The 25,615-nt window shown below is 37.5% G+C and carries 22 protein-coding genes, 1 tRNA gene and 1 pseudogene; 13 read left to right on the forward strand and 11 right to left on the reverse strand.

The window, feature by feature from the left end; translation table 11 throughout:
* Positions 1 to 257 precede the first annotated feature (257 nt).
* On the reverse strand, positions 258 to 1,583 hold the full coding sequence (locus tag NC799_RS12175) for a TrkH family potassium uptake protein (RefSeq protein ID WP_272446722.1): 1,326 nt from the start codon (positions 1,581 to 1,583) through the stop codon (positions 258 to 260).
* Between the two features lie 289 nt (positions 1,584 to 1,872).
* A complete protein-coding gene (locus NC799_RS12180; RefSeq protein WP_272446723.1) occupies positions 1,873 to 2,067 on the reverse strand; it encodes a hypothetical protein in 195 nt (64 codons plus the stop codon).
* A 126-nt stretch (positions 2,068 to 2,193) separates the two neighbouring features.
* On the opposite strand from NC799_RS12180, the gene NC799_RS12185 reads away from it, so the two are divergent.
* Positions 2,194 to 2,445, forward strand: coding sequence for a hypothetical protein (locus tag NC799_RS12185; RefSeq protein ID WP_272446724.1), 252 nt, complete (start codon positions 2,194 to 2,196; stop codon positions 2,443 to 2,445).
* A gap of 70 nt (positions 2,446 to 2,515) precedes the next feature.
* Here the strand turns inward: NC799_RS12185 and tenpIN are convergent.
* Positions 2,516 to 2,986, reverse strand: a pseudogene (tenpIN, locus tag NC799_RS12190) (type III toxin-antitoxin system TenpIN family toxin); the annotation flags it as partial.
* A gap of 646 nt (positions 2,987 to 3,632) precedes the next feature.
* Here tenpIN and NC799_RS12195 point away from each other — a divergent pair.
* Positions 3,633 to 4,295, forward strand: a complete 663-nt coding sequence (locus NC799_RS12195) for a hypothetical protein (protein WP_272446726.1) — start codon at positions 3,633 to 3,635, stop codon at positions 4,293 to 4,295.
* Between the two features lie 54 nt (positions 4,296 to 4,349).
* Here the strand turns inward: NC799_RS12195 and NC799_RS12200 are convergent, their stop codons facing one another.
* The 5 genes from NC799_RS12200 to hpaB form a co-directional block, all read right to left on the reverse strand.
* The gene (locus NC799_RS12200; protein ID WP_272446727.1) at positions 4,350 to 4,727 is read right to left on the reverse strand and encodes a hypothetical protein; all 378 of its coding nucleotides are present in this window, start codon (positions 4,725 to 4,727) and stop codon (positions 4,350 to 4,352) included.
* A 113-nt stretch (positions 4,728 to 4,840) separates the two neighbouring features.
* Positions 4,841 to 5,461, reverse strand: a complete 621-nt coding sequence (locus NC799_RS12205) for a transposase (protein ID WP_272446728.1) — start codon at positions 5,459 to 5,461, stop codon at positions 4,841 to 4,843.
* Positions 5,398 to 5,682 carry a transposase gene (locus tag NC799_RS12210; protein WP_272446729.1) on the reverse strand — a complete coding sequence of 95 codons (285 nt, stop codon included), beginning with the start codon at positions 5,680 to 5,682 and terminating at the stop codon, positions 5,398 to 5,400. The genes NC799_RS12205 and NC799_RS12210 overlap by 64 nt, the downstream gene beginning before the upstream one ends.
* A 75-nt stretch (positions 5,683 to 5,757) precedes the next feature.
* Complete coding sequence (locus tag NC799_RS12215; protein ID WP_272446730.1) at positions 5,758 to 6,348, reverse strand: hypothetical protein; 591 nt, start codon at positions 6,346 to 6,348, stop codon at positions 5,758 to 5,760.
* Between the two features lie 245 nt (positions 6,349 to 6,593).
* On the reverse strand, positions 6,594 to 8,027 hold the full coding sequence (gene hpaB, locus NC799_RS12220) for a 4-hydroxyphenylacetate 3-monooxygenase, oxygenase component (protein WP_272446731.1): 1,434 nt from the start codon (positions 8,025 to 8,027) through the stop codon (positions 6,594 to 6,596).
* A 189-nt stretch (positions 8,028 to 8,216) separates the two neighbouring features.
* Here hpaB and NC799_RS12225 point away from each other — a divergent pair, with 189 nt between their 5' ends.
* The gene (locus tag NC799_RS12225; RefSeq protein ID WP_272446732.1) at positions 8,217 to 8,642 is read left to right on the forward strand and encodes a DinB family protein; all 426 of its coding nucleotides are present in this window, start codon (positions 8,217 to 8,219) and stop codon (positions 8,640 to 8,642) included.
* A gap of 163 nt (positions 8,643 to 8,805) precedes the next feature.
* Positions 8,806 to 9,648 (forward strand): STAS domain-containing protein, encoded by an 843-nt coding sequence (locus tag NC799_RS12230; protein WP_272446733.1) that lies wholly within the window; start codon positions 8,806 to 8,808, stop codon positions 9,646 to 9,648.
* Positions 9,649 to 9,705: 57 nt separating this feature from the next.
* On the opposite strand, the gene dat is transcribed toward NC799_RS12230, so the two are convergent.
* The gene (gene dat / locus NC799_RS12235) at positions 9,706 to 10,557 is read right to left on the reverse strand and encodes a D-amino-acid transaminase (RefSeq protein WP_272446734.1); all 852 of its coding nucleotides are present in this window, start codon (positions 10,555 to 10,557) and stop codon (positions 9,706 to 9,708) included.
* 387 nt (positions 10,558 to 10,944) lie between these two features.
* Here dat and NC799_RS12240 point away from each other — a divergent pair.
* The 4 genes from NC799_RS12240 to NC799_RS12255 all read left to right on the forward strand — a co-directional run bounded on the left by NC799_RS12240 (position 10,945) and on the right by NC799_RS12255 (position 15,320).
* Positions 10,945 to 11,018: transfer RNA gene (locus NC799_RS12240), tRNA-Gly, on the forward strand.
* Between the two features lie 322 nt (positions 11,019 to 11,340).
* Positions 11,341 to 13,047: an ABC-ATPase domain-containing protein gene (locus tag NC799_RS12245; protein ID WP_334313864.1), complete on the forward strand. Its 1,707-nt coding sequence runs from the start codon at positions 11,341 to 11,343 to the stop codon at positions 13,045 to 13,047.
* A 28-nt stretch (positions 13,048 to 13,075) separates the two neighbouring features.
* A complete protein-coding gene (gene queG, locus NC799_RS12250; protein WP_272446735.1) occupies positions 13,076 to 14,206 on the forward strand; it encodes a tRNA epoxyqueuosine(34) reductase QueG in 1,131 nt (376 codons plus the stop codon).
* A gap of 103 nt (positions 14,207 to 14,309) precedes the next feature.
* Positions 14,310 to 15,320, forward strand: a complete 1,011-nt coding sequence (locus NC799_RS12255; protein ID WP_272446736.1) for a DUF3231 family protein — start codon at positions 14,310 to 14,312, stop codon at positions 15,318 to 15,320.
* Between the two features lie 32 nt (positions 15,321 to 15,352).
* Here NC799_RS12255 and NC799_RS12260 read toward each other — a convergent pair whose 3' ends face one another.
* Complete coding sequence (locus tag NC799_RS12260; protein ID WP_272446737.1) at positions 15,353 to 15,793, reverse strand: cell wall hydrolase; 441 nt, start codon at positions 15,791 to 15,793, stop codon at positions 15,353 to 15,355.
* 197 nt (positions 15,794 to 15,990) lie between these two features.
* On the opposite strand from NC799_RS12260, the gene NC799_RS12265 reads away from it, so the two are divergent.
* The 3 genes from NC799_RS12265 to NC799_RS12275 all read left to right on the forward strand — a co-directional run bounded on the left by NC799_RS12265 (position 15,991) and on the right by NC799_RS12275 (position 19,987).
* Entirely contained in the window at positions 15,991 to 16,854 is an 864-nt protein-coding gene (locus tag NC799_RS12265) for an amidase domain-containing protein (RefSeq protein WP_272446738.1), read from the forward strand.
* A 197-nt stretch (positions 16,855 to 17,051) separates the two neighbouring features.
* A complete protein-coding gene (locus NC799_RS12270; RefSeq protein WP_272446739.1) occupies positions 17,052 to 17,525 on the forward strand; it encodes a tRNA (cytidine(34)-2'-O)-methyltransferase in 474 nt (157 codons plus the stop codon).
* Between the two features lie 566 nt (positions 17,526 to 18,091).
* Positions 18,092 to 19,987, forward strand: coding sequence for a PrkA family serine protein kinase (locus NC799_RS12275; RefSeq protein WP_272446740.1), 1,896 nt, complete (start codon positions 18,092 to 18,094; stop codon positions 19,985 to 19,987).
* A 105-nt stretch (positions 19,988 to 20,092) separates the two neighbouring features.
* Here the strand turns inward: NC799_RS12275 and NC799_RS12280 are convergent, their stop codons facing one another.
* Entirely contained in the window at positions 20,093 to 20,905 is an 813-nt protein-coding gene (locus NC799_RS12280) for an undecaprenyl-diphosphate phosphatase (RefSeq protein ID WP_272446741.1), read from the reverse strand.
* Between the two features lie 559 nt (positions 20,906 to 21,464).
* Here NC799_RS12280 and NC799_RS12285 point away from each other — a divergent pair.
* Both NC799_RS12285 and odhB read left to right on the forward strand, forming a co-directional pair.
* Entirely contained in the window at positions 21,465 to 24,317 is a 2,853-nt protein-coding gene (locus tag NC799_RS12285; protein ID WP_272446742.1) for a 2-oxoglutarate dehydrogenase E1 component, read from the forward strand.
* Positions 24,314 to 25,579 carry a 2-oxoglutarate dehydrogenase complex dihydrolipoyllysine-residue succinyltransferase gene (gene odhB / locus NC799_RS12290; RefSeq protein ID WP_272446743.1) on the forward strand — a complete coding sequence of 422 codons (1,266 nt, stop codon included), beginning with the start codon at positions 24,314 to 24,316 and terminating at the stop codon, positions 25,577 to 25,579. The genes NC799_RS12285 and odhB overlap by 4 nt, the downstream gene beginning before the upstream one ends.
* The last annotated feature ends 36 nt before the right edge of the window (positions 25,580 to 25,615 follow it).

The following is a 25,615-nucleotide window of genomic DNA, read 5'->3' on the forward strand; positions in this document are numbered from 1 at the left end:
GTCAGAATTAGAGCAAGAGCTAGGCATCACACCGTTTTGATAACTCCCATTCCCCTATCCAATATTAAAATTATAGGTGGGGGAATTTTAAATGACTATGTGGGGGAATTTTCAGTTGACAATTACAGCTATTTTTATAGCTGAAGTTGTAAGTTAAAAGAGGATTTAGCGGAGTTTGCGATGCCTTAAAACTACAAATCTTATGAAAAAGCTTTGAAAAAAGAAAGGTGTTAGCAACCTAACACCTTTCTTTACAGTTAACCTGTTAATAGGTCTTCTTTTGGATAACGAATTCCTGTTTCTCTTGGATTAGCAAAAGAGAAGGCCAGTGTTAATGGTCCTACTTTACCAATCATCATCATAAAAATAATGATTAATTTACCAATCCATGTTAAATCCCCGGTTATGCCTGTTGAAAGACCTACTGTACCAAATGCAGATACCGACTCAAAGACAATATCAATAAATGGTGCGTCTTCTGTTATGTTTAGGATGAAAATTGATAAAAAGATGAAGGATAAACCTATAATCGAAATCGCAAGGGAGCGAACGATGGTTGAAAAAGTGATTGCCCGTCGGAAAATCACGACATCCTCACTATCTTTTAAAAAAGCAAAGACGGCAAAGATTAAAGCAAAAAACGTAGTGAGCTTAATCCCTCCTCCAGTAGAAGCGCTACCGGCACCAATAAACATAAGAAGAATGATAAAAAACAATGTTGCTTCTTGTAAGCTACCAATATCAAGTGTATTAAAGCCAGCAGTTCTAGGCGTAACAGCTTGGAAGTAGGAGGCTTGAAGTTTCTCGAAAGTTGATAAGTTACCAATTGTTGCCGGATTATGGTATTCGAGTATAAAGACTGTAATCGTTGCAACGACATTGATAACTAGCGTTCCGATAATCATAAGCTTCGTATGGACACTAAGTTTATGGAAATCCTTTTTTTTCCAAAGGTCAAAGATAACAGTAAAACCTAACCCGCCAACAATAAACAAAAAGGTTATCACAAGGTTCACAACTGGGTCTCCGACATAATCGGATAAACTATCGGACCAGATCGAGAAACCTGCGTTGTTGAATGATGAAATGGAATGAAAAAAGCTTGCATACAACCCTTGTTTAACACCTAATGTAGGGATCCATCTTCCTGCTAATGCAATAAATGCTATTCCTTCAACGATGGTAGAAAAGATAAACAATCGTTTAGCTAATCCAACAATCCCTCCTATTGAAGATTGGTTTAACGCTTGAGAGACGAGGATTCTTTCTTTAAAACCAATTTTACGTCCGGCAATTAAAAAGATAAATACTGCAAATGTCATAATCCCAAGACCGCCGATTTGAATTAAACCTAAGATAACGAGTTGTCCAAACAATGTAAAAACTGTTCCAGTATCAAGCACTGCTAACCCGGTAACTGTCATGGCAGATGTTGCAGTGAAAAAGGAATCAAGCCAACTTATTTCTTTGTATGTTGCAAATGGTAGTTTTAATAAAAGTGATCCAATTATAATAAACGATATAAAAATTATTAGTAAAAACTGTGGTGGACTCAACTTAATTTTTTCTTTGATTTGACTCATAAAAGGGAGACTCCTTTGATTTTCATCCATGTATAAGCATGCCCATAATACCATATATTTAGCTTTTTCACTACTAGATTCTGGATACAGTAAGATTAAATGAAGGGGCAGACCATCGACTAAATGAGCTCGAGATTAATAAAAAGAGTAGATAAAGGAGTATGTCATCGACAGAAAGAGCTTGGGATTAGCATAAATCGTAGGTAATGAGGTCAGACAATTGCAAAGTAATCAAAACGGGAGAGGCTGTATAATGACTAACGTAATAAGCGTTCTCCCGTTTTCGGTATTACAGTTTTCTTTTTTTGCCAAACAAAACCATGAATCCTTGATAAATGATGACACAACTGAATACGAGAATTGTAATGACGCCGATAAGTAAGGTAAGTGGTGCTAACGATGATAACAATCCAGTTAAAGGAACTTCTATGATTGAAAAACCAGCAAAAATACAAGCAAGGTATAGCAATAATGTCGGATTCAAGCAGTTCACTCCTTTCTTTCCTATACGTTTATTTAATCTTGATGAAAAATATGTACTTAAATTCGTTTTAACTAGCTATTGTTGGTCAATAATGTGGGTAGAGAATTATTGATAGGATGATGGTGAGTGGAAAAGAAAATGGCATTTCCAGTAGAAAAGTTAAAGTTTCTAAGTAAAGAAGAAAAACAACTTCTAAGAGAATACAAACAAAAAGAAAAGGAAGCGAGTACAGCAATACATAAAATGTATTACACAGGAAAAATCAACGCTGTATATGATCTGGCTGAAATTGTTTATAAAGAACGGTTAACTAGTGCGTTAATGGAAGAAACCATTCAAACACTAGTTGGTAACCGTCCGAGTAGCAAGGCAGAATAAGAAAAGCGCAAGTCGTCGCGCCTTGGTCAGACCCGAGGGGCTAACCAAACCGGTTTAGGAGATGCAGCAATTAAGATTCGTTTGATATTTCGGTAATTTCGACCTTACATCCTAATTCGTCATGATAATTTTGCAACGTAGAGAACTTATATTTACGCAAAATATTCGAATCGTTCTTTTTATAAGCTTCAATGTATCGATCAACGTACTTTTTAAACGATTTTATGATATGAACCTCTGCTTTAACTATTTTTAAGAACTCGTCTTGTTGAATCTTAAACGGATGCAAAGAAACAAAACGCTTGTCTGTAATTATCACAGCTTTGGAATAATCTAAGCCTTTTCTTACTTTCTTACCTCTTTCTTGGACGAACTTTGTAGTGAAATTTTCTTTATGATTCATTGATGAACGTAAAGGGATTGCAAACTGGTATCCTTTTACGTTAACCATCAAAATGTCATAACCTCGACCTTTGTCATTAAAAGTTCCATCTCTATTTTTATCAGCAACTTCAACTAAATGGCCATGTTCATCATAAAAAGCTTGTGTTAACTGGTGTAGCTTTAGGAATAGCCCCTCGTAAAAAAAAGAAAATCCCTAGTGAATGATGTTGGAGGTAGGGTAGCCCCACGTAAAAAAAAGAAATCCCATTGAATGATTAAAAAATGAACTTGTGAGATATCAAAAAAAGTCCTAGTATTTTTACTAGGACTTTTTTTATTTATTTTTTTAAGGGGAAAAACATATTGCGCAGACTTGCCTCCTGCATCTATATATATTATATGTTTGTAATTCCGGAAAAGTCAAGGTACTAGCTGGGTTTCGAGGAAATCGTATCAATTAAATTTTCACAGTATAAAATTAATTCGATTTGCAAAAACTAAAAAATACTCTTCTTTTTCTAAGGACTGAATGGAGAATTGATTAAAACAGTAGTTGCTAAAGAAAGAATATACTTACCAACAGTGGACTGCCTTAATGGCAGTCTTTTGCCTTCAGGCAATTAACGTAAAAAACATAAAATTCAGGGTTGCTAAAATAGAAGCGAAATGCTACTTAACAATTAAAAAAGATTAGGAAAAAATTATCACTGGCTTTTTCGAGATGAAATATTAATGATTGTATAAATTTGTATATGCTGAATAACAATAATTAAAAGGAAGGTTTTTCATAAAGGAGGAGTTCCATGAAAAAAATTATTGGGTTATTTTCTGGGATTTTAATAACATTTTCTTTAGTAGGATTCAGTTCTAATAATTTTTTTGATAAATCCATAGTAAATAACGTTAATACTACAACAGAAAACCCAAAACCGAAACCTTTAAGTGAAGAAACGAGTAAAGAAATTAACAAAACTTTAGAAGATATTAAAACAGAATTATTACTATCCGGTTATAATATCGCTACGGTAAGTAGTTCGCACCCTTCTAACGAAATTGTAATAAAAGTAGTTGGAACGCAAGGATATTTTGATTCTGTTAAAGGAAATGTTAAGAATTCAGTAAAAAAAATAATTGAGCAAACAATTCTTGAAGAACATTTAGTTATTGTCACTAGGCAATCTCATTCTACAGAGGAAGAAAAATTCAGACAATTTCATAAAGAAATGTTCACCATAACAGGAACCTTATCAAAGGGACTTCAAGATTATGATGAAGTAGGAAATATAAAAGCAGACTATCAAAAATCCATAACAATAGAAACAAAAATCAAAGGAACTGACGAAGATGTTCAATCAAAAATGAAAGAAATAAAAAAGAAGGCTAAAGAATTATTGAATTCACCAGAACTTAAATCTGTCTCCAATATTCAATCTTATGAAATATATATAAATAACACAAATGATTAAGATTTAAAATAATAAACGTCTACGAAGATCCCTATTTAGCAGACGTTTATCTCATTAGTCATAAAATTCGATTTTAATGGAATCGTATTTTTCAACTCCAATATAGAAATCTACTACACTACCAGCTGGAATGTTGCTAAATTCAATAGTGCCTGTCCCATAATATGTTATAGCTTTTGAATTCCGAGGTTCGCCATCAATATAAATTGTTGCACTAAAAGAATTAGATGTTGTTTCATAGCTGGTAATATCTAATTTGAAATTACCACCATCCGTTGCAACATATTCGTCTGTGAAAGTATCTTTAACATAAATAAAAGAAATGTTTTGTTCTCCTTTATAATCCCATTCGCCACTACCAGCGAAAACATTTAAAGGAGATACAAGAGTAAAAAGTAAAGCTATCAACAAAGTAGTTTTCTTTAATGACATAAAATCACCTCCTAAAAAAGTTATAAGAACTAATTCTATACCAAACAAGGAAATTCCTACCAAAAATTACGTTTTTATTAATTTTTAAACTAAAAACGATTTTAAGAGGATGTTCAAAACCCCCATGGCTTATCAGCCACCACGATGAATGAAAATGGATATAGTGGGGATACTATTAGGGATGTCGCCTGGTCTTCTTTACTAAAATACCCTAAATCAGTTACTAGGTAGTCCACCTTTAGATCGCCAATTTGCTTGAGTTTTTCAACCAATGGAAGTAAAACATCGATGTCAGCGGTATCTGGTGGCAGAATGATGGACAAAAGTACGACGGGCCCCGTTGGTGTAGGACATACGATAGAGTGTTTACGATACCCTATAAAAAACTTGTTTTGATTTGCCTTGTTACGTTGAACTCCCACTTTGGCGTCGGGATCCGAATATGTTTTCTCACACTCGCAAGTATCTTTGTTTTCGCAGTTAAAGCGTTTCTTTTTATATCCATTCACAAGTGCATAAACTGGCCTAGAATCAATGCCAGCAAGCGTTGGTTGTAAAAAGTCATCCAACTTTAATGCTTGACCAATGAGATTAAATAATATTTCATAAAACAATTCTGGTGTAACATATTTACGAAAATGACTTAAGCTACTGTGAGCAGGCACATCCTTTATGTTTGGTGTGCCAATGAAGTTGCACCAAGCTTGATTTTGGGTTCTACGAGCTGTCTGCATAATTCTCGAAAAGACGTAACTTCTGGGCAAGTAAAATACAAATAATGCATCCGAAAGTATACCCTCGGATCCACAGGAGGACGACCGCCGTCCTTATAAAGTGGTTTGATTTTCTCTAATACAATGGAATCGTCTACATGATCTATGTAATCTATCAGTTCAACATCAAACCCGAGTGTGTTATAATAGTGGAAAGGAATTAGTTCCAATTGTAATTCCATGAAAATGCACCTCGCAAATTGGTATTTTTGGTTGTTTTGCCACTTCTATTTTACCATATTTAGCTGAGGGCATTTTTATTTTTTATAAAATTTAAGGGCTTTTTGAACACGCTCTTTTATTAATTCTCGTTCAAAGGTTTCTGGAGCTTCTTCGTTAGCATAGTAAGTATATTTCCCTTTGTAACCTTTTTGCTTGGCTTCATAGATAAGTGTTTTAACTGTAGCTTGTCCACTCGAACGCAATGTTTCCCATGATCTTTGTGATTGTTCTCCGCCACTGATAATGTCGAAGAGTTCAAATCCTTCGTCTTGTGAGATATAGCCAGTATTAGAATAATGTTTAATCCCTACAACTAACCTTTTCCATAAGTCTCCTTGTCCTGATCCGCTAGGTATATGGCCAATCGTTTCCGCCATTGCTTTTAATTCTTCAAAAGGTACAGGACGTAGTTCTTTTTCAAACTCTTTGTATAGTTCTTGCTGCCTTTTCTGGTTTCTTCTTTTTACTCTCTCCAGAAGAGCGTAAGTGTCTAATTTATTGTTAGGGTCAATCAATACTGAATCTATTCCACCACGAACTACTTGTAATGGGTTTTTAGCCTGAATATCAACCGGCAATCCTTTTTCTTTTAAATCCTCTGCTACAAGCTCAATGATTCCTTTCATTTTCGCTTCATCACTGATTACTTGGTCTAACTGAAATAAAAGTCTGTAACGATTCCCTTTACCTTCTTTACCGTGACTGACCGTGGCGCCCGGAGCTAGACAGCTCTTGGATTTTTTATACTCTCTTATCTTTTAAAAAAGACTTTCAAAAGGTACGCCAAGAAAGCTTCGAAAAGAAAAACGCATGGATTAAAAAATAAATCCATGCGTTTTCTTCTGTCAATTTTTCAAATGAAGTAAGGCGTTCAGCGTAAAAACTCACGAATAAAATCAACATGTGGTTGCTTATTGTAGCTTTTGTAAAGCTCACTTCGAAGTCTTTCTGGGCTGCCAAGAAAAAATCGCTCATATTGTGTCTGTCTGCTCCCAAATGAACTCATTGTTGCATCCCAGGCTAGGCGAAATAATTGAACGCGGTCCTTAGCGCCTAGTGCAGCACTTTGTAAATATTGCTCAAGGTCTTCTCTAATGTCTGACTGAAAATCTGCTTCGGTAGGAATTGAGACCATCCCACTTGAACCAAGCAATTGAACGATTTCAGTTAGTCTCGGATATAGCTTTGGAAAAGAGGATGTTGCAACTTGGAGTGGTATCAATTCTGGACGCATCAGACCAAATTCATCGATTGCTGCATTTGTTTCAGCTTTAGTCAGTAATGCTTTCATCGTTTCAACTGCAGCGATGATTTCAGCAACTTTATCTTGAACGTGGGGATATTCACTTATATTTATTGTTTCAACGATTGACTCTGCTAAGCCAAGGATAAATTCTGCTTTGATAATTTGTCTACTAACAACCTGGTGCAACGTAAACGGTAGAAAAGCACTTTTACTTTTGAAGGTATTTGCGACCTCGATATTGTTATAAAAAAACACCCTTTCCCAAGGGACTAGCACGTTATCGAACACTACAACGCTGTCTAATTCTTCAAACCTTGAACTTAACGGATAATCAAACGTTGAATCGCCATCAACAAACGAATCACGACTTAAAAATTTCAATCCTTTTGTGTCACTAGGAATGGCGAAAGCAAAGGCATATGCTTTGTCAGTAATGCCACCAGGGGAAAAGACGATAACCTCATCAGTCATCCCACCCTGAGTGGCAAGCAGACGTGCCCCCTTAACGATGATTCCATCGTCATTTTCACCAACTACTTTGGCGGCAATTGGTTCATCTGAATCTTCAAAGTATAACTGTGATCGATTCACTTGTGGATTAATAAATGTGTGCGTAAAGGAAAGATCCTCTTCTCGTGCTTTTTCATAAAAGTTGACCAAGTGGCTAGGGTAACAATTGTCTTTTCCTTCCAAAATTTCTGCCGAAGCAGCAAACGTCATTAATACTGTGTTCATGTAATCAGGGCTTCGGCCAAGCATCCCGCCGCTCACTTTTGCCCATTGTTGAACCATGTTGCTTCGTTTAATTAATTCATCGATGGTTGTTGGTTGAAGAAAAGAAGTACCAACCCGTTCACCGGTAGATGGTAAAGGATACGTCATCACGTCTAGTAATTCCTTTTTATGTTGCAAGTCATATAACTTTGCTTGACTATGGATTGCTCCTTTTAAAGCTGGATGTTCAGAAATTTTCGAGGTTATTTTTTTCCCGTTATGCCAGATTTCCGTTTGTCTATTGTCAATCCGGTTGATATATTGTTGCCCAGTGATAGCTGGCATTTTATCTCACCCCTTAATTAGAATAGGCTACTATCATGTTATTTGATAAGTTAAAATATGTTCCATTGTGTATAATGATAGTAAAAAAAGGTGGAATTGTTTTGTTAGCTAAACCAATGAATGGAGAATATGCCTCCTATTTATAGCCGTTATATTAGTTTGGTCCCGGACAAGGATATTAGGATTTTTTTGCGTAGTCAGATGCAGGAAGTGTCAGAATTTCTACTTGGAATTCCAAGTGAAAAATTAACGTATCGATATGAGCAAAATAAATGGACAATAAAAGAAATAGGTGGACATATCATTGATAATGAACGAATTTTTGCCAATCGATTATTAAGAATTGCAAGAGGTGATAAAACTCCAATTCCAGGGTATGACCAAGAAGAATATGTGAAGGTTGCAGCCTTTAATTCTTATGATATATCAACCATCGTTCAAGATTACCGGGCGGTTAGACAAGCAAGTTTAACATTTATCAACATGATCGAAACGAGTAGGTGGCTTCAAACTGGTATTGCAAACGGTCATGATATTTCCGCGCGAGCACTTGTCTATGTCATCGCCGGACATGAAATTCATCACATTAACTTAATAAAGGAGAAATATCTGTAATAGTCGATATCTTCAAAAGCGAGAAATTTTGTTTGAAATAAGGTATAATTCGACATACGGAGAATCAACTGATTTAAGAATAAAAAAACAATTTTAATACAAGGAAGAATAGGCGGATTTGGTCATCTTAGGTAAGTTAAAACGATGTAAAAGGGGTTTCAAGATGAAAGAAGAGTTAGAATTTATTGGTAAGAGGATTGTAGCAAATAAAGAAAAATTAACTGGCTTGACGTTGGATATGCAAAATAGCGAATACACCGAACATTTAAACCGATCATCAATTAGTCAAGACGTTGTGTTTCAAGGGAGAACCGAATTATTTCATATTTTGGGAGAATCATTATATAGCGAATTTGAAGAATCGATGGAGAAATTGAGAAAATGGGCAAATCAAATGGGAACTATTGCTAATGATAATGGTATTTCATTAGATAGATCGATTAAATCTCTCGCCATCTACCGTGATATAATCTGGGATACGTTTTCTGAAGAAATCAGAGAGGAAAAGTTTGCAGCAATCACCGTATTAGATGTAAACAAAATAATCGATCCGCTCATCGACGAAGCGAATTATATTTTCACTCAGATTTTTGCTGAGAATAACAAGCAAATGATTGAAGTAGCTCAAAATACGCTTCAACAACTGTCTGTTCCTGTTGTTCCGTTATCAAAGGATATCGCAGTTTTGCCCTTAATTGGTGAAATTGATACATATCGAAGTAAATTAATTATGGAAACCGCACTAGCACAAAGTACAGCATTAAAGTTGAATTACATGCTTATTGACGTTTCAGGGGTTCCAATTGTAGATACTGTCGTTGCTCATAATTTGTTTCAAGTTGTTAATGCATTAAGATTAATCGGGGTAGAAGCAATTATTACTGGTATAAGGCCTGAAATTGCCCACACCGTTGTTTCGTTAGGCATTGAATTTGGTGGAGTTAAGACACTAGCTAATTTAGCACAGGCATTGAGCGAAATTGGGTTTAAGCAAACAACTAACTAATGTCAAAATAGTACTAGAAAAGAGGACTTTTCTAGTACTATAGCTTCGCTGTACTATTTAAATTAATTTTGCGTCTTTTTTATAAGCATGTTGAATGGATTGTGTTAACTTTCCTGGTTTACCATCCTTCACTGTACGCCCGTCGATTTTCACAATTGGCATTACTTCTGCTGTACTACTTGATAAAAATACTTCATCTGCATCGTTTAATTGTTCTATCGTAAACGCCATTTCTTTTAGAGGAATACCCTCGTTCTCCACTAACGTTTTAATCCTTTGACGAACACAGCCATGTAAAATCTGTTTTGTTTCCGGGTGTGTATAGATAACGCCATCTTTTACAATATACACATTGGAAGAGCTACACTCAGTTACCGTATTTTCTCTGTGTAAGATTGCCTCGAAACATCCATTTTCTTTAGCTTCTTGCTTAGCTAAAACATTCGGCAGTAGGTTTAATGTCTTAATATAACAATTTAACCAGCGTTCATCAGGACGAATAATAGCGTAGACGCCATTTTTTAGACTATCCACTGGTCTTGGTAAATCTTGTACGTATGCATATAAGTTTGAGGGAACATTTTCTGGGAACACGTGGTCTCTTGGTGCAGTACCCCGTGTCACTTGTAAGTAAACCTTTGCGTCACTCGTAACCGAATTTACCTCTAATAATTGATTCATGTAACGATACATGTCATCTTTAGAGAAGGGCAATGTTAACTTTATTGCCTCTGCCGACCGATATAACCGCTCCACATGTTCAGTTAATAGATAATATTCTCCCTGATAAATACGAATGACTTCATAGATTCCATCACCAAATTGAAGTCCTCGTTCCTCGAATGGATAATGTAAGTCATTTTTACCAACAAAACCGTCTTGAGTTAGTAATTGATGATATACTGTCATATTTATTCACCCTCTTTAGTAAAATGATGGAAACATTATAACAAATTATTCCGTAATATCCTATGCCTAATGATAAAAGTTAGCCTATCTGCAAACCAATCTAAAAAAAATTGTGTTAATTTTTCGACAAAAAAAGTGAATTTTCTGTTGCAACGAACAAAATCCGTTGTTATAATAAAAAACATCACTTCATAAGTTTTAACTATTACTTCATACAAATTACCAAATGATAATTATGCGGGTGTAGTTTAGTGGTAAAACCTCAGCCACGAGCATAACATCTTGAATAAACTACGAGTTGGCCCGAAGCATTTACATCACTGAGTAAACTAGAAGATGCAGGGACATGAAATACGTGAGTCATTATTGAAAAATTTCTTATTAGATGCGGGTGTAGTTTAGTGGTAAAACCTCAGCCTTCCAAGCTGATGTCGAGGGTTCGATTCCCTTCACCCGCTCCAACTGTGAGCAACGCAGTGTTTCGTTGATTAGACAACGAAGCATTGCGTTTTTTAATATTCGAATAAAAGAATCCAAGCATGAATAACATTCAGCGACAGCCACGTCTAGCTTCAGCGCCTACCCGTCCCGAGTCGTAAGTCAATCCTCTACATGGCAAAGATCGCCATTACGAGGCTTGTATTACGCTTTGTCGGGGGTGACCAAGGCTGCCTTCGCTTTTCTTAAAAAATATCTCTTTTTCAGATTGCTTGAAATGGGGAGGAATGAGGTTGTATTCTGTTACTATGTCAAAAGCAAGGTGTTAAATGAGGGGTGATGATCTTGAATAAATTACAGAATCTATTAAAGGATATAGATGGCAAAGGGTATAAAGCATATAAATCAATCCAAGGGAGATATTCCTTTCACCGTTTTGAACTAGTAATTGACTATGTCCAAGGCGATCCATTTGCCTCACCATCAAAGATTAGAGTAATCATTCCGGATGCTTATAAACGGATGAAACCAGAATGGAAAACAGATAAACATCGACGACTTTATGTTGAGGACTTAATTACTCGCAAAGTTGAAAAAGCAATCGAAGCGAATAAGGACCAAGGAAAAGGCTCTGGTAAAAGTGGTTTAATCATGATAGATTCACCAGGACAAGAAATAATTGACAGAACAGCTGTTACTATCCAATCAGACAATATCACCATCTGCATGTCAGTTGGGCTACCGGCAAATGGACGTAAAATTAATAGCCGTGAAGCAGCAAAAATGTTTTTTGATGCCATTCCACAAATTCTAGGAAACTCCATTTTTCAACTTGATGATGAAATAAATGATGTGATTACATTGGCAGACCAACACCAAGTAATTCGCCAAAAAATGAAGGAGAAGGGCTGGATCACATTTATAGCAGACGGCTCGATATTGCCTAGAAAGAGCGGAGTAAGTGACGAACCTTTAGCAAATGCAATTCGATTTCAAAGTCCAAAGGAAAACCGGGTGGAAATAAGTATTCCATACCGAGACCAACCTTTAACAGGGATGGCTATTAACCAAGGGATTACACTAATTGTTGGTGGCGGATACCATGGTAAAAGCACCCTATTGCAGGCAATCGAGCGAGGGGTGTACCCTCATATCAAAGGGGACGGTCGGGAGTATGTACTTACTGACTCCGACGCGGTTAAAGTACGGGCAGAGGATGGAAGAAGTGTGTCCGGTGTAAATATTTCGCCGTTTATCAATGACTTACCGCATCAACAGGACACCAACTTATTTTCTACTGAGAATGCTAGTGGGAGTACATCGCAAGCAGCAAATGTTATGGAAGCATTAGAAGCTTCCGCATCAAGTTTGTTAATTGACGAAGATACTAGCGCGACAAACTTTATGATTCGTGACAGTCGGATGCAGCAATTAGTGGCCAAAGAAAAGGAACCAATTACACCTTTCATTGATAAAATTTTGCAAATGAAACAGGAACTTAACGTCTCAACTATTATGGTAATGGGTGGGTCTGGTGATTATTTTGATGTGGCTGATGAAGTAATTATGATGGACCAATATTTACCACAGCAAGTTACTGACAAAGCAAAACGAATTGCACAACAAACTCCAAATGCAAGACAAAAGGATGGGGAACAATCGTTTGGAAAGATTCCGAAACGTTGCTTACTTCCGAATAGCCTCGATATAAGACATGGAAAAAAAACGAAGGTGCAAGCAAAAGGGTTACACACCATTGTAATGGGACGCACGGAGGTATCGTTACATTATATTGAACAACTTATCGATCCGTCGCAAACACGGATGATAGCTGAAATTATTCACTACTTAGCTAAAAAAGATACACTAAGCAAAACCGCATCCTTTTCCGAGTTATTGGATAAATTGGATTATCAAATCGACCAACAAGGATTACATTCTTTTTCTCCTTATCCAAACCAACATCCAGGCGAACTAGCAAGACCACGCCGCTTTGAAATTGCAGCAGCCTTAAACCGAGTGAGGACAGCAAAAATCAAAGACATGTCCTAAAATTAAAAGAAGAAGGGAGGGATATCATGTGGCATACGAACAACTCAAACAAGAAATCATTGCGTACAGTAAAAAAATTGGTATTGACAAAATTGGCTTTACATCTACAGATGAGTTTTCAGAAATGAAATCCCGCTTGAAGTTGCAACAGGAATCCGGATTTCAATCAGGCTTTGAGAAGGGAACAATCGAACAACGCACGGAACCAGTTCGGTTAATGCCAGCTGCCCAGTCAATTATTGCCATTGCCCTTGCATATCCTTCCCGGTTAAGTAATGAGCCGAAAAGTGTCGTTGGTGACCGAAGAGGAAAGTTTTGTCGTGCCTCATGGGGAATGGATTATCATTACGTATTAAGAGATAAATTACAATTATTAGGAGAGTTTATCACAACAAAGCTTGATGGTTTTCAGTTTAAACCAATGGTCGATACTGGAGAGCTTGCTGACCGAGCTGTCGCAGAGCGGGCAGGGATTGGTTTTAGCGGAAAAAACTGTGCCATTATCACGCCTGAGTTTGGCTCTTATGTGTATTTAGGGGAAATGATTACGAATGTTCCATTTCCGCAAGACAGCCCAGTTGGTGATAGTTGTGGTGACTGTCGGATTTGTATCGATGCATGTCCAACTGGTGCCTTAGAAGAAGGTGGTAGGTTAAATGCAAAAAAATGCCTAGCCTTTCTTACTCAGACGAAAGATTATTTGCCAGATGATTACCGTAGTAAAATAGGAAATCAACTGTACGGTTACGATACGTGTCAAGTGGTATGTCCAAAAAATAAGGGAAAAGATTTCCATTTGCATGAAGAATTTGAACCCGATCCAGATTTAGTAAAACCAAGGCTTCTTCCTATATTGAATCTGTCAAATAAAGAATTTAAAGAAAGATTCGGTCCAATGGCAGGATCTTGGCGCGGCAAAAAACCAATTCAGCGGAATGCTATTTTGGCGCTTGCTCATTATAAAGAGAAATCAGCTGTTGATAAGTTGATTGAGCTAATGGAAACAGACCCGCGTCCGGTCATCCGAGGAACAGCAGCATGGGCATTAGGGAAAATAGGGACTGAGGAAGGTGTACAAGCAGTCAAGAAAGCGCGTGAACAGGAGAAAGATAAAACAGTAATCGATGAGATGGATAAAGGACTAAGGATAGAGCTCTGATTTATTTATAGCATTTTTAAAAGATAAGAAAGGTGAATACTCCTCCATGTTTAAGGGATATTAAAACAATAATGAATGTTTTATGGAGGATGTGGAGGATGCTATGAATAATCACGAACAAACACGATTAACCTCATCTGAACTATCTGCTGTTTGGAGTAGCTATATGAACAATAGTTTCTCTGCTTGTGTGATGAAATATTTCTTAAACAATGTCGATGACAAACAAACCAAACAAGTTGTTCAACTTTCATTGGATATTTCCGAACAAACGATGAGTATAGCTCGAAAACTTCTTGAAACGGATAACCAGCCAATTCCTATCGGCTTCACCGATGACGATGTAACGGTCAATGCACCGCGTCTATTTTCTGATGCCTTTTATTTATATTATTTAAAAAATATGGCTAAGGTAGGGTTGTCTGTCTATGGTGTAGCACTATCAACTGCTGCGAAAGATGATGTTCGCCAATTTCTAAGTAATGCAATTAAAGAATCGACTGATTTATATAATGAAACGGCTGAAGTGTTATTAGAAAAGGGGTTATATGTACGCTCCCCTTATGTTACCACTAGCGATCATACGGAATTTATTCATGATAAAGATTACCTTGGCAGTATGTTTAACTTGCAACATAAAAATCGCCCATTAAATGTCATTGAGATTACCCATATAAATGCAAATGTGGAAGCTAATCAAATTGGCAGTGCATTGCTTACTGGGTTTGCTCAAGTTGCCGAATCAGAAATCGTTAAGAAATACTGTAAAAGGGGGAAAGAAATAGCGAAAAAGCATGTGAAAGTCTTTGCCGAGCTGCTCACTGGCAACGATTTACCTGCACCGATGCCTTGGGATATAGAAGTTACAGATAGTGAAGTTAGTCCGTTTTCAGATAAATTAATGGTGTTCCATACTTCTTTAATCAATGCCTCGAGTATATCAAACTATGCAACATCTTCTGCAGCAAGCCTAAGAGCAGATGTTGCTACTACCTATGTAAGATTGATGACAGAGGCAGCTGTGTATGCGAAGGATGGGTTTGACCTCATGATCAAAAAAGAATTTCTAGAGCAGCCTCCCCAATCCCCAGACCGGGCGAAATCCAAGCACTAAAAAATAAGAACAGCCCCACATCGGGGCTGTTCTTACCATCTGTAAGCACCTTCACATGTATTTGCAGCAGGTTCATAATAGCAGTGTTGTTTATATTGGCCGGTACGTGGTTGATTGTACCATGTTGGAGGACATTCACCATATGGATTAAAGTACCAAAGTGCGTATTTAGAAGGATGTTCGCGCCAATAGTCTAACACCTGTTTCGCAAGCTTCTTTTCGACACCTCTTGCTCGGTTGTAAAAAACGTTACCTTTTTGGACTGCTTCAAAAGAATAATTGCCACCCTGGACTTGATAAACAACGTCCCTGATTGACTTCAAGTCTTTAAAATCCAAACAATCTGCCTTCAATCTGTTAACGATGACGTTACCAACCATTAACATTCCTAGTCTACCTTCACCCTCTGCTTCTGCTCTCATCATTCTCGCTATTAAATCAATATCACTGTCGGTATATTTTACTCTTGGCATTTTTTATCACCTCTATAAAAAAGTGTATTAAAAAAGGCTACTAATGATGTAGGCTTTTGAGCATTTTTATCTAAATGGGCTTGTATGTAATGAAAGGTTGTAAATTTTTTCTGTATAAATTTTAAAAAATTCAGCTTGTCTAGCATTCATGTGCCAAGATTAACTAACATATGGTAAGTTGGAAGGAGTGAACAACAATGACCTATAGTGAACAAATCAAAAACTTTTGGGAAAATCAATTAGACCCAACTAATGAGGAAAGGCTTCCAAATTGGATTTTAGCAAAAAAACGATTACATGAAACAAGAGGGAAACAAGTGCCTAGAATCACCGGCAAAGGTACTGTTTTTCAAGATTACCGCGCTGAAAATGACGAGACAAAGGTAGACTACCGATTACTAGTTACCTTTTTTGTTAAAGATGGGGACACGTTTTTCCATGAAGAAGAAGCTAGAATCCATCAAGCAGTTTTTTATAAAGATACATTAGTGGAAGATAAGGAAATGATTCCAGAATATCAAGAGGAATCTGCTCCGAAAATTGAGCCGCTAGACAGAAGTGGGGCAGATGATTCCCGGTTTAACTATGACCGCCGGGCAGCTGTTCAGTATGCTGAAAGATGGTGGGATGACTATAACCCTGAATACGAGAAGTTTGATGTCGATTGTACCAATTATATTTCACAATGTCTTCATGCTGGTGGTGCCCCGATGCGTGGTGCGCCAAACCGAGCAGAAGGCTGGTGGTATGAAAATAATAACTGGAGTTATAGCTGGTCGGTAGCACATTCATTACGTTGGTACTTAAGTGGGTCGAATAAAGGATTAACGGGGAAAGAAGTTGATAAACCAGAGGATCTTCGCCCAGGTGACGTGATTTGCTATGATTTTGAAGGTGACGGAAAATGGAATCATACGACGATTGTAGTTGATAAAGATAAAAATAATATGCCACTTGTAAACGCTCATACAGATAACAGTCGACATCGTTATTGGTCCTATGAGGATTCCTACGCGTGGACAGAGAAAATTCAGTATAAATTTTTTCAAATAGGCGAATAGAAGTGAAAGTTGTGTATTCTCAAGCTTTCTGCAATAAAATACCCTGTTCTGTTCGGGTCTTCACTATCACTACACCGGTATAGTTGGAGGATAATGGAAAGCGATAAAGAGCCTTTATGGGTTGCTTATTGTTAGCTACAACTCGACTCGGGTATGCTATAATGGTCAAGTTAACAAGCGAAATAGAGGTGAGTAACGTGGCAAATCACATCGTTTTATTCCAACCAGAGATTCCAGCGAATACAGGAAACATTGCTCGAACCTGTCTTGCAACAAATACAGCCCTTCATTTGATTCGTCCACTTGGATTTTCAACAGATGATAAGATGTTACGAAGAGCAGGACTTGATTATTGGCATGATGTAGATATTAACTACTATGATTCTCTTGATGACCTATACTTGAGCTTTCCGCAGGGAGATTTTTATTATATCGAAAACTTCGGTACAAAATATTATACCGATTATGATTTTAGTGGTACCGAACAAGACTTGTTTTTTGTATTTGGCAGAGAGACAAATGGTATTCCTAAAGAATTGCTAGAAGGTAAAGAGGAAAAGTGTTTAAGAGTTCACATGACGGATAAGGTGAGATCATTAAACTTATCGAACACGGCAGCTATTATTATTTATGATGTATTAAAGCAACAAGGATTTCCGGGCTTAGACTAAAAAATAAGGTATAAGGCGATCTAAATTAAGCAGCTGTGACATTTAAAAAACGTGTAGGGAAGAGAATTCCCTACACGTTTTTTGGCTAGATGAGAAAAATGCATAAAACAATGCAAGCTGTCTAGCTCCAGCACCTAGCAAGGCGCTTTCGCTTTTCTTACTTCTTTGTTACGTTGTCTGATTCATATCCGGCAGAGAAGATAGCAGTTAAAAATGCGACTGTAACTCCTAATACTAAAACCACTCCCATGTGGGCATCCTCCTTTAAGCTAACCATATTATCTTTTTAGTATGTATCGACTTATTTATTTCATTATACCGAATCAAAACTTTTTTGTGAACCTATAGCAGGTAGAAGTGTGATCCGTAAAAATAATATAAATTTTTAGAATTTTTAAGTAAAGCCTAGAAGCGTTGGGACACCTAAGTTTAATCACTTACTTTTTTCAATAACTAAATCTGTTTGTCTATCTTTATCATTTTCTATCATATTGTAACATAAAATTAAATTAATCAGCTTGATCTACAACAATAAGGAAAGTTTCACTTTACTTGGGAGGGACCCTATGGATATTTTACAAAAAGTCCAAAATTATCGAGAAGAACAGGAAAAGCTTAAGTGGGAAGGGACATTGGCAGATTATTTAAAGTTATTAAAAGAGCGTCCATACTTAGCCCAATCAGCTCACTCACGGGTATATAACATGATCAAGCACAAGGGTGTAGTTGAAGAGGATGACAGAAAAATATATAAGTTCTTTGGTGATGAGCTGTTTGGTCTTGAAGAGCCATTAGAAAGACTCGTTGAAGAATACTTCCATCCTGCGGCAAAAAGGTTAGACGTTAGAAAGCGAATTCTATTGTTAATGGGCCCTGTTAGTGGAGGGAAATCAACCCTAGTTACACTGCTTAAGCGTGGATTAGAGAAATTCACGCATACAGATGAAGGGGCTGTCTATGGGATTAAAGGCTGTCCTATGCATGAAGACCCACTTCACCTCATTCCACCAAATTTACGAGATGAGTTTGAAGAAGAGTATGGTATTAAGATTGAAGGCAACTTATCCCCGTTAAATATGATGAGGTTAGAAAAGGAATATAATGGGAAAATTGAAGATGTTATGGTCGAGCGTATTTTCTTTTCCGAGGATAAACGAACAGGGATTGGTACCTTTAGTCCTTCAGACCCTAAATCACAAGATATTGCTGACTTAACTGGATCAATAGACTTTTCAACAATTGCTGAGTACGGTTCCGAATCAGACCCTCGTGCATACCGGTTTGATGGTGAACTAAATAAGGCAAATCGTGGAATGATGGAATTTCAGGAAATGCTAAAGTGTGATGAAAAGTTCTTATGGCATTTGTTATCCTTAACACAAGAGGGTAATTTCAAAGCAGGACGGTTTGCATTAATTTCCGCTGATGAATTAATTGTTGCCCATACAAACGAATCAGAATATCGCTCATTCATCGCAAATAAGAAAAACGAGGCACTTCATTCCCGGATGATTGTCATGCCAGTTCCTTATAACTTAAAGGTTAGCCAAGAAGAGCGGATTTACGAAAAGATGATCAATGAAAGTGATATGAAGGATGTTCATATTGCACCACACGCCCTAAAAATTGCGGCAATGTTCACGATTTTAACTCGACTTAAGGAATCAAACCGTGGAAATATCACGTTGCTTAAGAAAATGTATTTATATGACGGCCAAGATGTCGAGGGTTTTAGCGATACAGATGTCCGTGAGCTAAAGAAAGAGTTCCCAGATGAAGGGATGAGCGGCATTGACCCGAGATATGTTATTAATCGAATTTCTTCTACGATTATTAAAAAAGAGATGACTTCAATCAACGCCTTAGATGTACTACGGTCGTTGAAAGATGGTCTTGATGATCATCCGTCCATATCTAAGGAGCAAAGAGAAGAGTATTTAAACTTTATTTCTGTTGCACGAAAGGAATACGATGAACTAGCGAAGAAAGAAGTGCAAAAAGCGTTCGTATATTCGTACGAGGAATCTGCGAAAACGTTAATGGATAATTATTTAGATAATGTCGAAGCGTTTTGTAATAAAACAAAGATTCATGATCCACTAACTGGTGAAGAAATGCAACCGGATGAAAAGCTAATGCGATCCATTGAAGAACAAATCGGCATTTCGGAAAATGCTAAAAAGGCTTTTCGTGAAGAAATCTTAATCCGTATCTCTGCATACGCACGTAAGGGTAAAAGATTTGATTATCAGTCGCATGAACGCTTACGTGAAGCTATTCAGAAGAAGCTGTTTGCAGATTTGAAGGATGTTGTTAAAATTACAACGTCAACAAAGACACCAGACGAACAGCAACTCAAGAAAATTAATGAGGTCGTTGCAACATTGGTCGATGAGTACGGGTATAATACAACATCTGCAAATGAACTACTTCGATACGTTGGTAGTTTATTGAATCGTTAAATAAACAAAGTGATCTTCCTATAGAGTGGGGAGATCACTTTTTTAAAAGATACAAAAGTTAAAAAAATCCAAGAGCTGTCTAGCAAGGCGCGACTTTCGCTTTTCTTAACTAATCATCATGAGAATAATAAGTGCTAGTACAATTCGGTAGATTGCAAAGGGTACAAGTTTTACTTGTTTAATTAGCTTTAAGAAAAACTTAATGGAGAGCATAGCGAAAATAAAGGCGCTAATGAAGCCGACCAACAAGAATGGGATGGTATCGACAGTGAAATACTCCCAGTTCTTAAGCAAAGAGATAAAGCTTGCTCCAGCCATTATAGGTATAGCCATAATAAACGTAAAATCAGCTGCAGGTCGATGGGCTACCCCTAATAACACCCCACCAGATATAGTCGAACCTGATCTAGAAAAGCCAGGCCAAAGGGCAAAGCATTGGAAAACGCCAATCATAAATGCCTTCTTTAAACTGATTTGATCTATTGACTGAATGGGTGGGTGCTTTGGTCCAAGTAAGTCAGCAGCAATCATTAACATTGCACCAATCACGAGGCCAATTAAAACGGTCTTGATGGAGAAAAGATATTGATCGATATAATCTTCAAACAGCACACCGAACAAACTAGCAGGAATAATTCCAACTAAAACATGTAATAAGGAAAGCTTTTCTTTCTGTTTAGATTGCCTTTTCAATCCAAGGATTTGGACAAACCGGTCACGAAAGACGATAACGACAGCAAGAATGGATCCAAGTTGAATAACAACTTTAAACGTGTTAGCAACTTCTTGAGAAAATAGAGCTTTCGAGTGAAGGAGCATGTCATCAAAAATAATCATATGGCCTGTTGATGAGACGGGAGCAAACTCTGTTAATCCCTCAACAATACCTAGTACAAACGCTACAAATAATTCCCACATAAGTATTTCCCCTTTTCAAGATGAGAAAGTATAAAAAACCCAAGAGCTTGTCGGGTCTAGCAAGGCGACTTGCGCTTTTCTTAACAAGATAAGAAGGTATAAAAAATGCAAGAGCTGTCTAGATCCGAGCGCCCTGCACTTTTCTTAACAAGTAATAAGATTGTACACTGGTTTATGAAACATTGGAATATGTTTTAGATTGGAATAGACGATTATTTTTTTCTGTGTACAGACACCTATAATGAATTTGTAAAAAGCATGGAAAAAACAACGGAGAATATCTAATAATTTCAGTTTGACAAGACACAATAGCGGGTACAATGAAAAACATAATGAATTAGTTTACTTTCATCCATTCTTACCCAAATGTGGATTCTTTCATTGTGTAATTTTAGCCTAATAATAAATTTATAAAATCCTTTGAATAATCCAAGTTAAGTTGTTGTCTACCTACAAAAAATAAGGTATATTAGTTGTTGTAGAAAAAGCACAATCCTTTAATGGATGGGGAACAGTGTGAAAGCAATTGTTAAGTGAACTTCTAATGGGGGTATAAGACGTGACACAGCAAGAATCTAATGAAAGATTCTGGAAAAATTTTCATGGTCCAAATATGGGGTACGTAGAAGAACAGTATGAAGCTTATTTAGAAGATCCAACGAGTGTTGATTTATCTTTAAAAGAGTTATTCGACGAACACGGTGCTCCAACTTGGCTAATAGAATCAGGGGTGTCTAGTAAAGCTACTGCTGGAGCAAATTCTTATAACGATATAAAGAAGTTAACCTCAGCACTGAAACTTGTTGAGGCTATTCGTCGTTATGGTCATCTAGAAGCAGATATTTATCCGGTTGGTTTAGAAAAAGGGAGAAAATCAGCACTTATCGATCCGACTAGTTACGGACTAACGAAAGGTGATTTGGAAGCGATTCCTTCACATTGGGTATGGGAGGAATCGCCAAGTTATGTAAAGACAGCTTTAGATGTTGTTAATCACCTGAAAGAACAGTACGCGGGACCAATTTCTTTTGAATATGATCATGTAAATAATGACCAAGAAAGAAAGTGGCTTCAACAAAAAATTGAATCGGGTTCATTTAAATATGATTTCTCACCTGAGGATAAAAAGCAATTACTTGAAAAATTAACAGATGTCGAAGGATTTGAGAATTTCCTCGCAAAGACATTTGTTGCACAAAAACGGTTTTCTATTGAAGGTTTAGAAATTATGGTTCCTATGCTCGATCGAATTGTTCAGAATTCATTCTATGATGAAACAGAAAACATCTTAATGGGGATGGCACACCGTGGTAGGTTAAGTGTACTTACTCATATATTAGGAAAACCTTTTGACAAATTGTTTTCTGAATTCCACCATAGCTCTGATAAGGAATTGATTCCATCAGCAGGTTCACAAGCAATTACTTACGGGTGGACTGGCGATGTTAAGTACCACTTTGGGGCAGAACGCCAAGCAGGAGAAGAAAAGCCATCACCAACAAGAATTACACTTGCACATAACCCTTCTCACTTGGAATTTGTTAATCCAGTAGTTGAAGGATTTACAAGAGCAGCTCAAGATTTTCGTTTTGAAAGAGGCTATCCAAAACAGAATAAAAATAAAGCGTTCAGCATATTAATTCATGGGGATGCTGCATTTATTGGTGAAGGTGTTGTTGCAGAAACATTGAATATGAGTGCGTTACCTGGTTACCAAACAGGGGGAACGATTCACATTATTGCCAATAACCAAGTAGGTTTCACTACAAGTCAAGACCAAGGAAGGTCTACTAGATATGCTAGTGATTTAGCCAAAGGGTTTGAGATTCCGATTATTCACGTAAACGCAGATAATCCTGAGGCTTGTGTATCTGCTGTCATGTTGGCATATGAGTATCGCAAGGCATTTAACAAGGATTTCTTGATTGACTTAGTTGGCTATCGTCGCTTCGGTCATAATGAAATGGATGAACCAAGAACGACGCAGCCGCAGCTATACAAAGATATTGATAATCATCCGACCATTACCGCAATTTACGGAGAGCAACTACAACAGCAAGGTATAATAGACGAAGATGCTCTTCAAGTAATGAAAGATGCTGTTCAGCAAAAGCTTCAAGATATTTATAACAACATGAAAGAGAACAGTACCAATGAACCAGAAGCAAAGCCTGTTCCTGAAGCATTGCGAAATGGCTTGGATGATATAGAAACAGCCGTACCGTTAGATCAGTTAAAGGCGTTAAATGAAGGATTGTTAAAACGTCCAGAAGGTTTTAATAGTTTTAAAAAGTTAGAGAAAATCTTAAGTAAACGAAAAGATGCGCTAGAAGATGGCAATAAAGCTGACTGGGCTACAGCAGAGGCGCTTGCCTATGCTTCCATATTAGCAGATGGTATTCCAATTCGTCTCTCAGGCCAAGATGCAGAGCGTGGTACTTTTGCCCATAGACATCTCGTGCTTCATGATGTTGAAACTGGTGAAACATATTGCCCAATGCATGGAATAGAGCAAGCAAAAGCTACCTTTGATATTCATAATAGTCCGCTATCTGAAGTGGCTGTTTTAGGCTTTGAGTACGGCTATAGTGTAGAAGCTCCGAAGACATTAGTGCTTTGGGAGGCACAGTTTGGTGATTTTGCGAACGTTGCACAAGTGATTTTTGACCAATTTATTGCAGCTGGCAGAGCGAAGTGGGGCGAGAAGTCGAACATGGTTTGTTTATTGCCACACGGTTATGAAGGTCAAGGGCCAGAGCACTCTAGTGCAAGATTAGAGAGATTTTTAACGCTTGCTGCCGAGAATAACTGGATTGTTGCCAATGTAACAACTAGTGCTCAATTTTTCCATTTGTTACGTCGTCAAGCAGCCTTAGTAAATAGCGATGCGGCACGACCATTGATTGTTATGTCTCCAAAAAGTTTGTTGAGAAATCAACGTGTTGCGTCTGAGCCAAAAGAATTTACAGATAACAACTTCCGTCCGCTTATTCCGCAACCAGGTTTAGCTAGAACGTCTGAGTCAGCTAAGCGTCTCGTTATTGGTAGTGGAAAAGTAATGGTTGATATTGAAGAAACGATGAGTAAGGATGAAGACAAGTACGATCACGTTCATATTTTACGTTTAGAACAAATTTATCCTTTACCACTGAAAGAAATGGAAAGCATTATAAATAGCTGTCCAAATTTAGAAGAAGTTGTGTGGGTTCAAGAAGAACCTAAAAATATGGGAAGTTGGAACTTTATTAAAGAGCCACTTTATAAATTATTAGATGGAAAATTAGAATTAAAATATGTTGGTAGATGTGAACGTTCATCACCTGCGGTAGGGGAACCTAACATACACAAAACAGAGCAAAATCGCATTGTTCGAGAAGCCCTAGAGTTGTCTAAAGGAGGAGATTCCAAGTGAAGGAAATAAAAGTCCCAGAATTAGCAGAATCTATTACAGAAGGCACCATTGCCCAGTGGCTAGTTAAAAAAGGTGATCAAGTACAAAAGGGCGACCCAATCGTTGAATTAGAAACAGATAAGGTCAACGTGGAAGTAAACGCTGATTATTCTGGGTTTGTTGCTGAGCTTTTAAAAGAAGAAGGCGACGATGTTGAAGTAGGGGATGTTATTGCTAAAGTAGATGAAAGTGGAGCTGCATCTGGATCTGAAGCAGCACCAGAGCAAGCAGAAGAAAAGAAAGAAGAACCAAAAGAAGAACCAAAAGAAGAACCAGCAAAAGCGAAGGAAGAAGCAACACCTCAAGCAGATTCTAAAGCTAAAACAGGTCATGTTGTAGCTTCACCTGCAGCAAGAAAGCGGGCGCGCGAGTTAGGGGTTAATCTCGAAGATGTTCTCACGCATGACCCACTAGGTCGGGTTCGTCCAGAAGACGTTGATGCTCATGTTAAAGAGAAGGCGAACAAGCAAGAAACAAGCAAGAAACAAGAGTCAAAGCCTTCTCAAAAGGTAGAGTTTGAAAAACCTGTAGTTAGAGAAAAAATGTCTAGACGCCGCCAAACAATTGCCAATCGTTTAGTTGAGGCTCAACACACCGCAGCCATGCTCACTACTTTTAACGAAGTAGACATGACGGCGGTTATGAAGCTACGTAGTGAACGAAAAGATAAATTTGCGGAGAAACACGGAGTAAAGCTTGGCTTTATGTCATTCTTTACAAAGGCAGTTGTAGGAGCATTAAAAGAGTTTCCGTATATCAATGCTGAAATCCAAGATAACGAGATTGTATTAAAGCAATTCTACGATATTGGTATTGCCGTATCTACTGATGATGGGCTTGTGGTACCGGTTGTTCGTGATGCTGATCGTCTAGATTTTGCAGGAGTAGAAGCTGAAATCATGAACCTCGGTAAAAAGGCTCGCGATAAACAGTTACAACTTTCAGATTTACAAGGTGGTTCTTTCACAATTACAAACGGTGGGATTTTTGGATCGCTGTTATCAACGCCAATCCTAAATACACCACAGGTTGGTATTCTAGGAATGCACTCGATTCAAAAGCGTCCAATTGTCATGCCTGACGATTCCATTGAAGTTCGTCCGATGATGTATATTGCACTATCCTATGACCACAGGATAGTAGACGGAAAAGATGCTGTTCAGTTCTTAGTCCGCATTAAGCAATTGCTCGAAGACCCATATGATTTATTACTAGAAGGATAAGATTAAAAAAGAGCGATGCCCCGTGGTATCGCTCTT

The sequence above is a fragment of the Aquibacillus salsiterrae genome (assembly GCF_028416595.1).
Classification (GTDB): Bacteria; Bacillota; Bacilli; order Bacillales; family Amphibacillaceae; genus Aquibacillus_A; species Aquibacillus_A salsiterrae.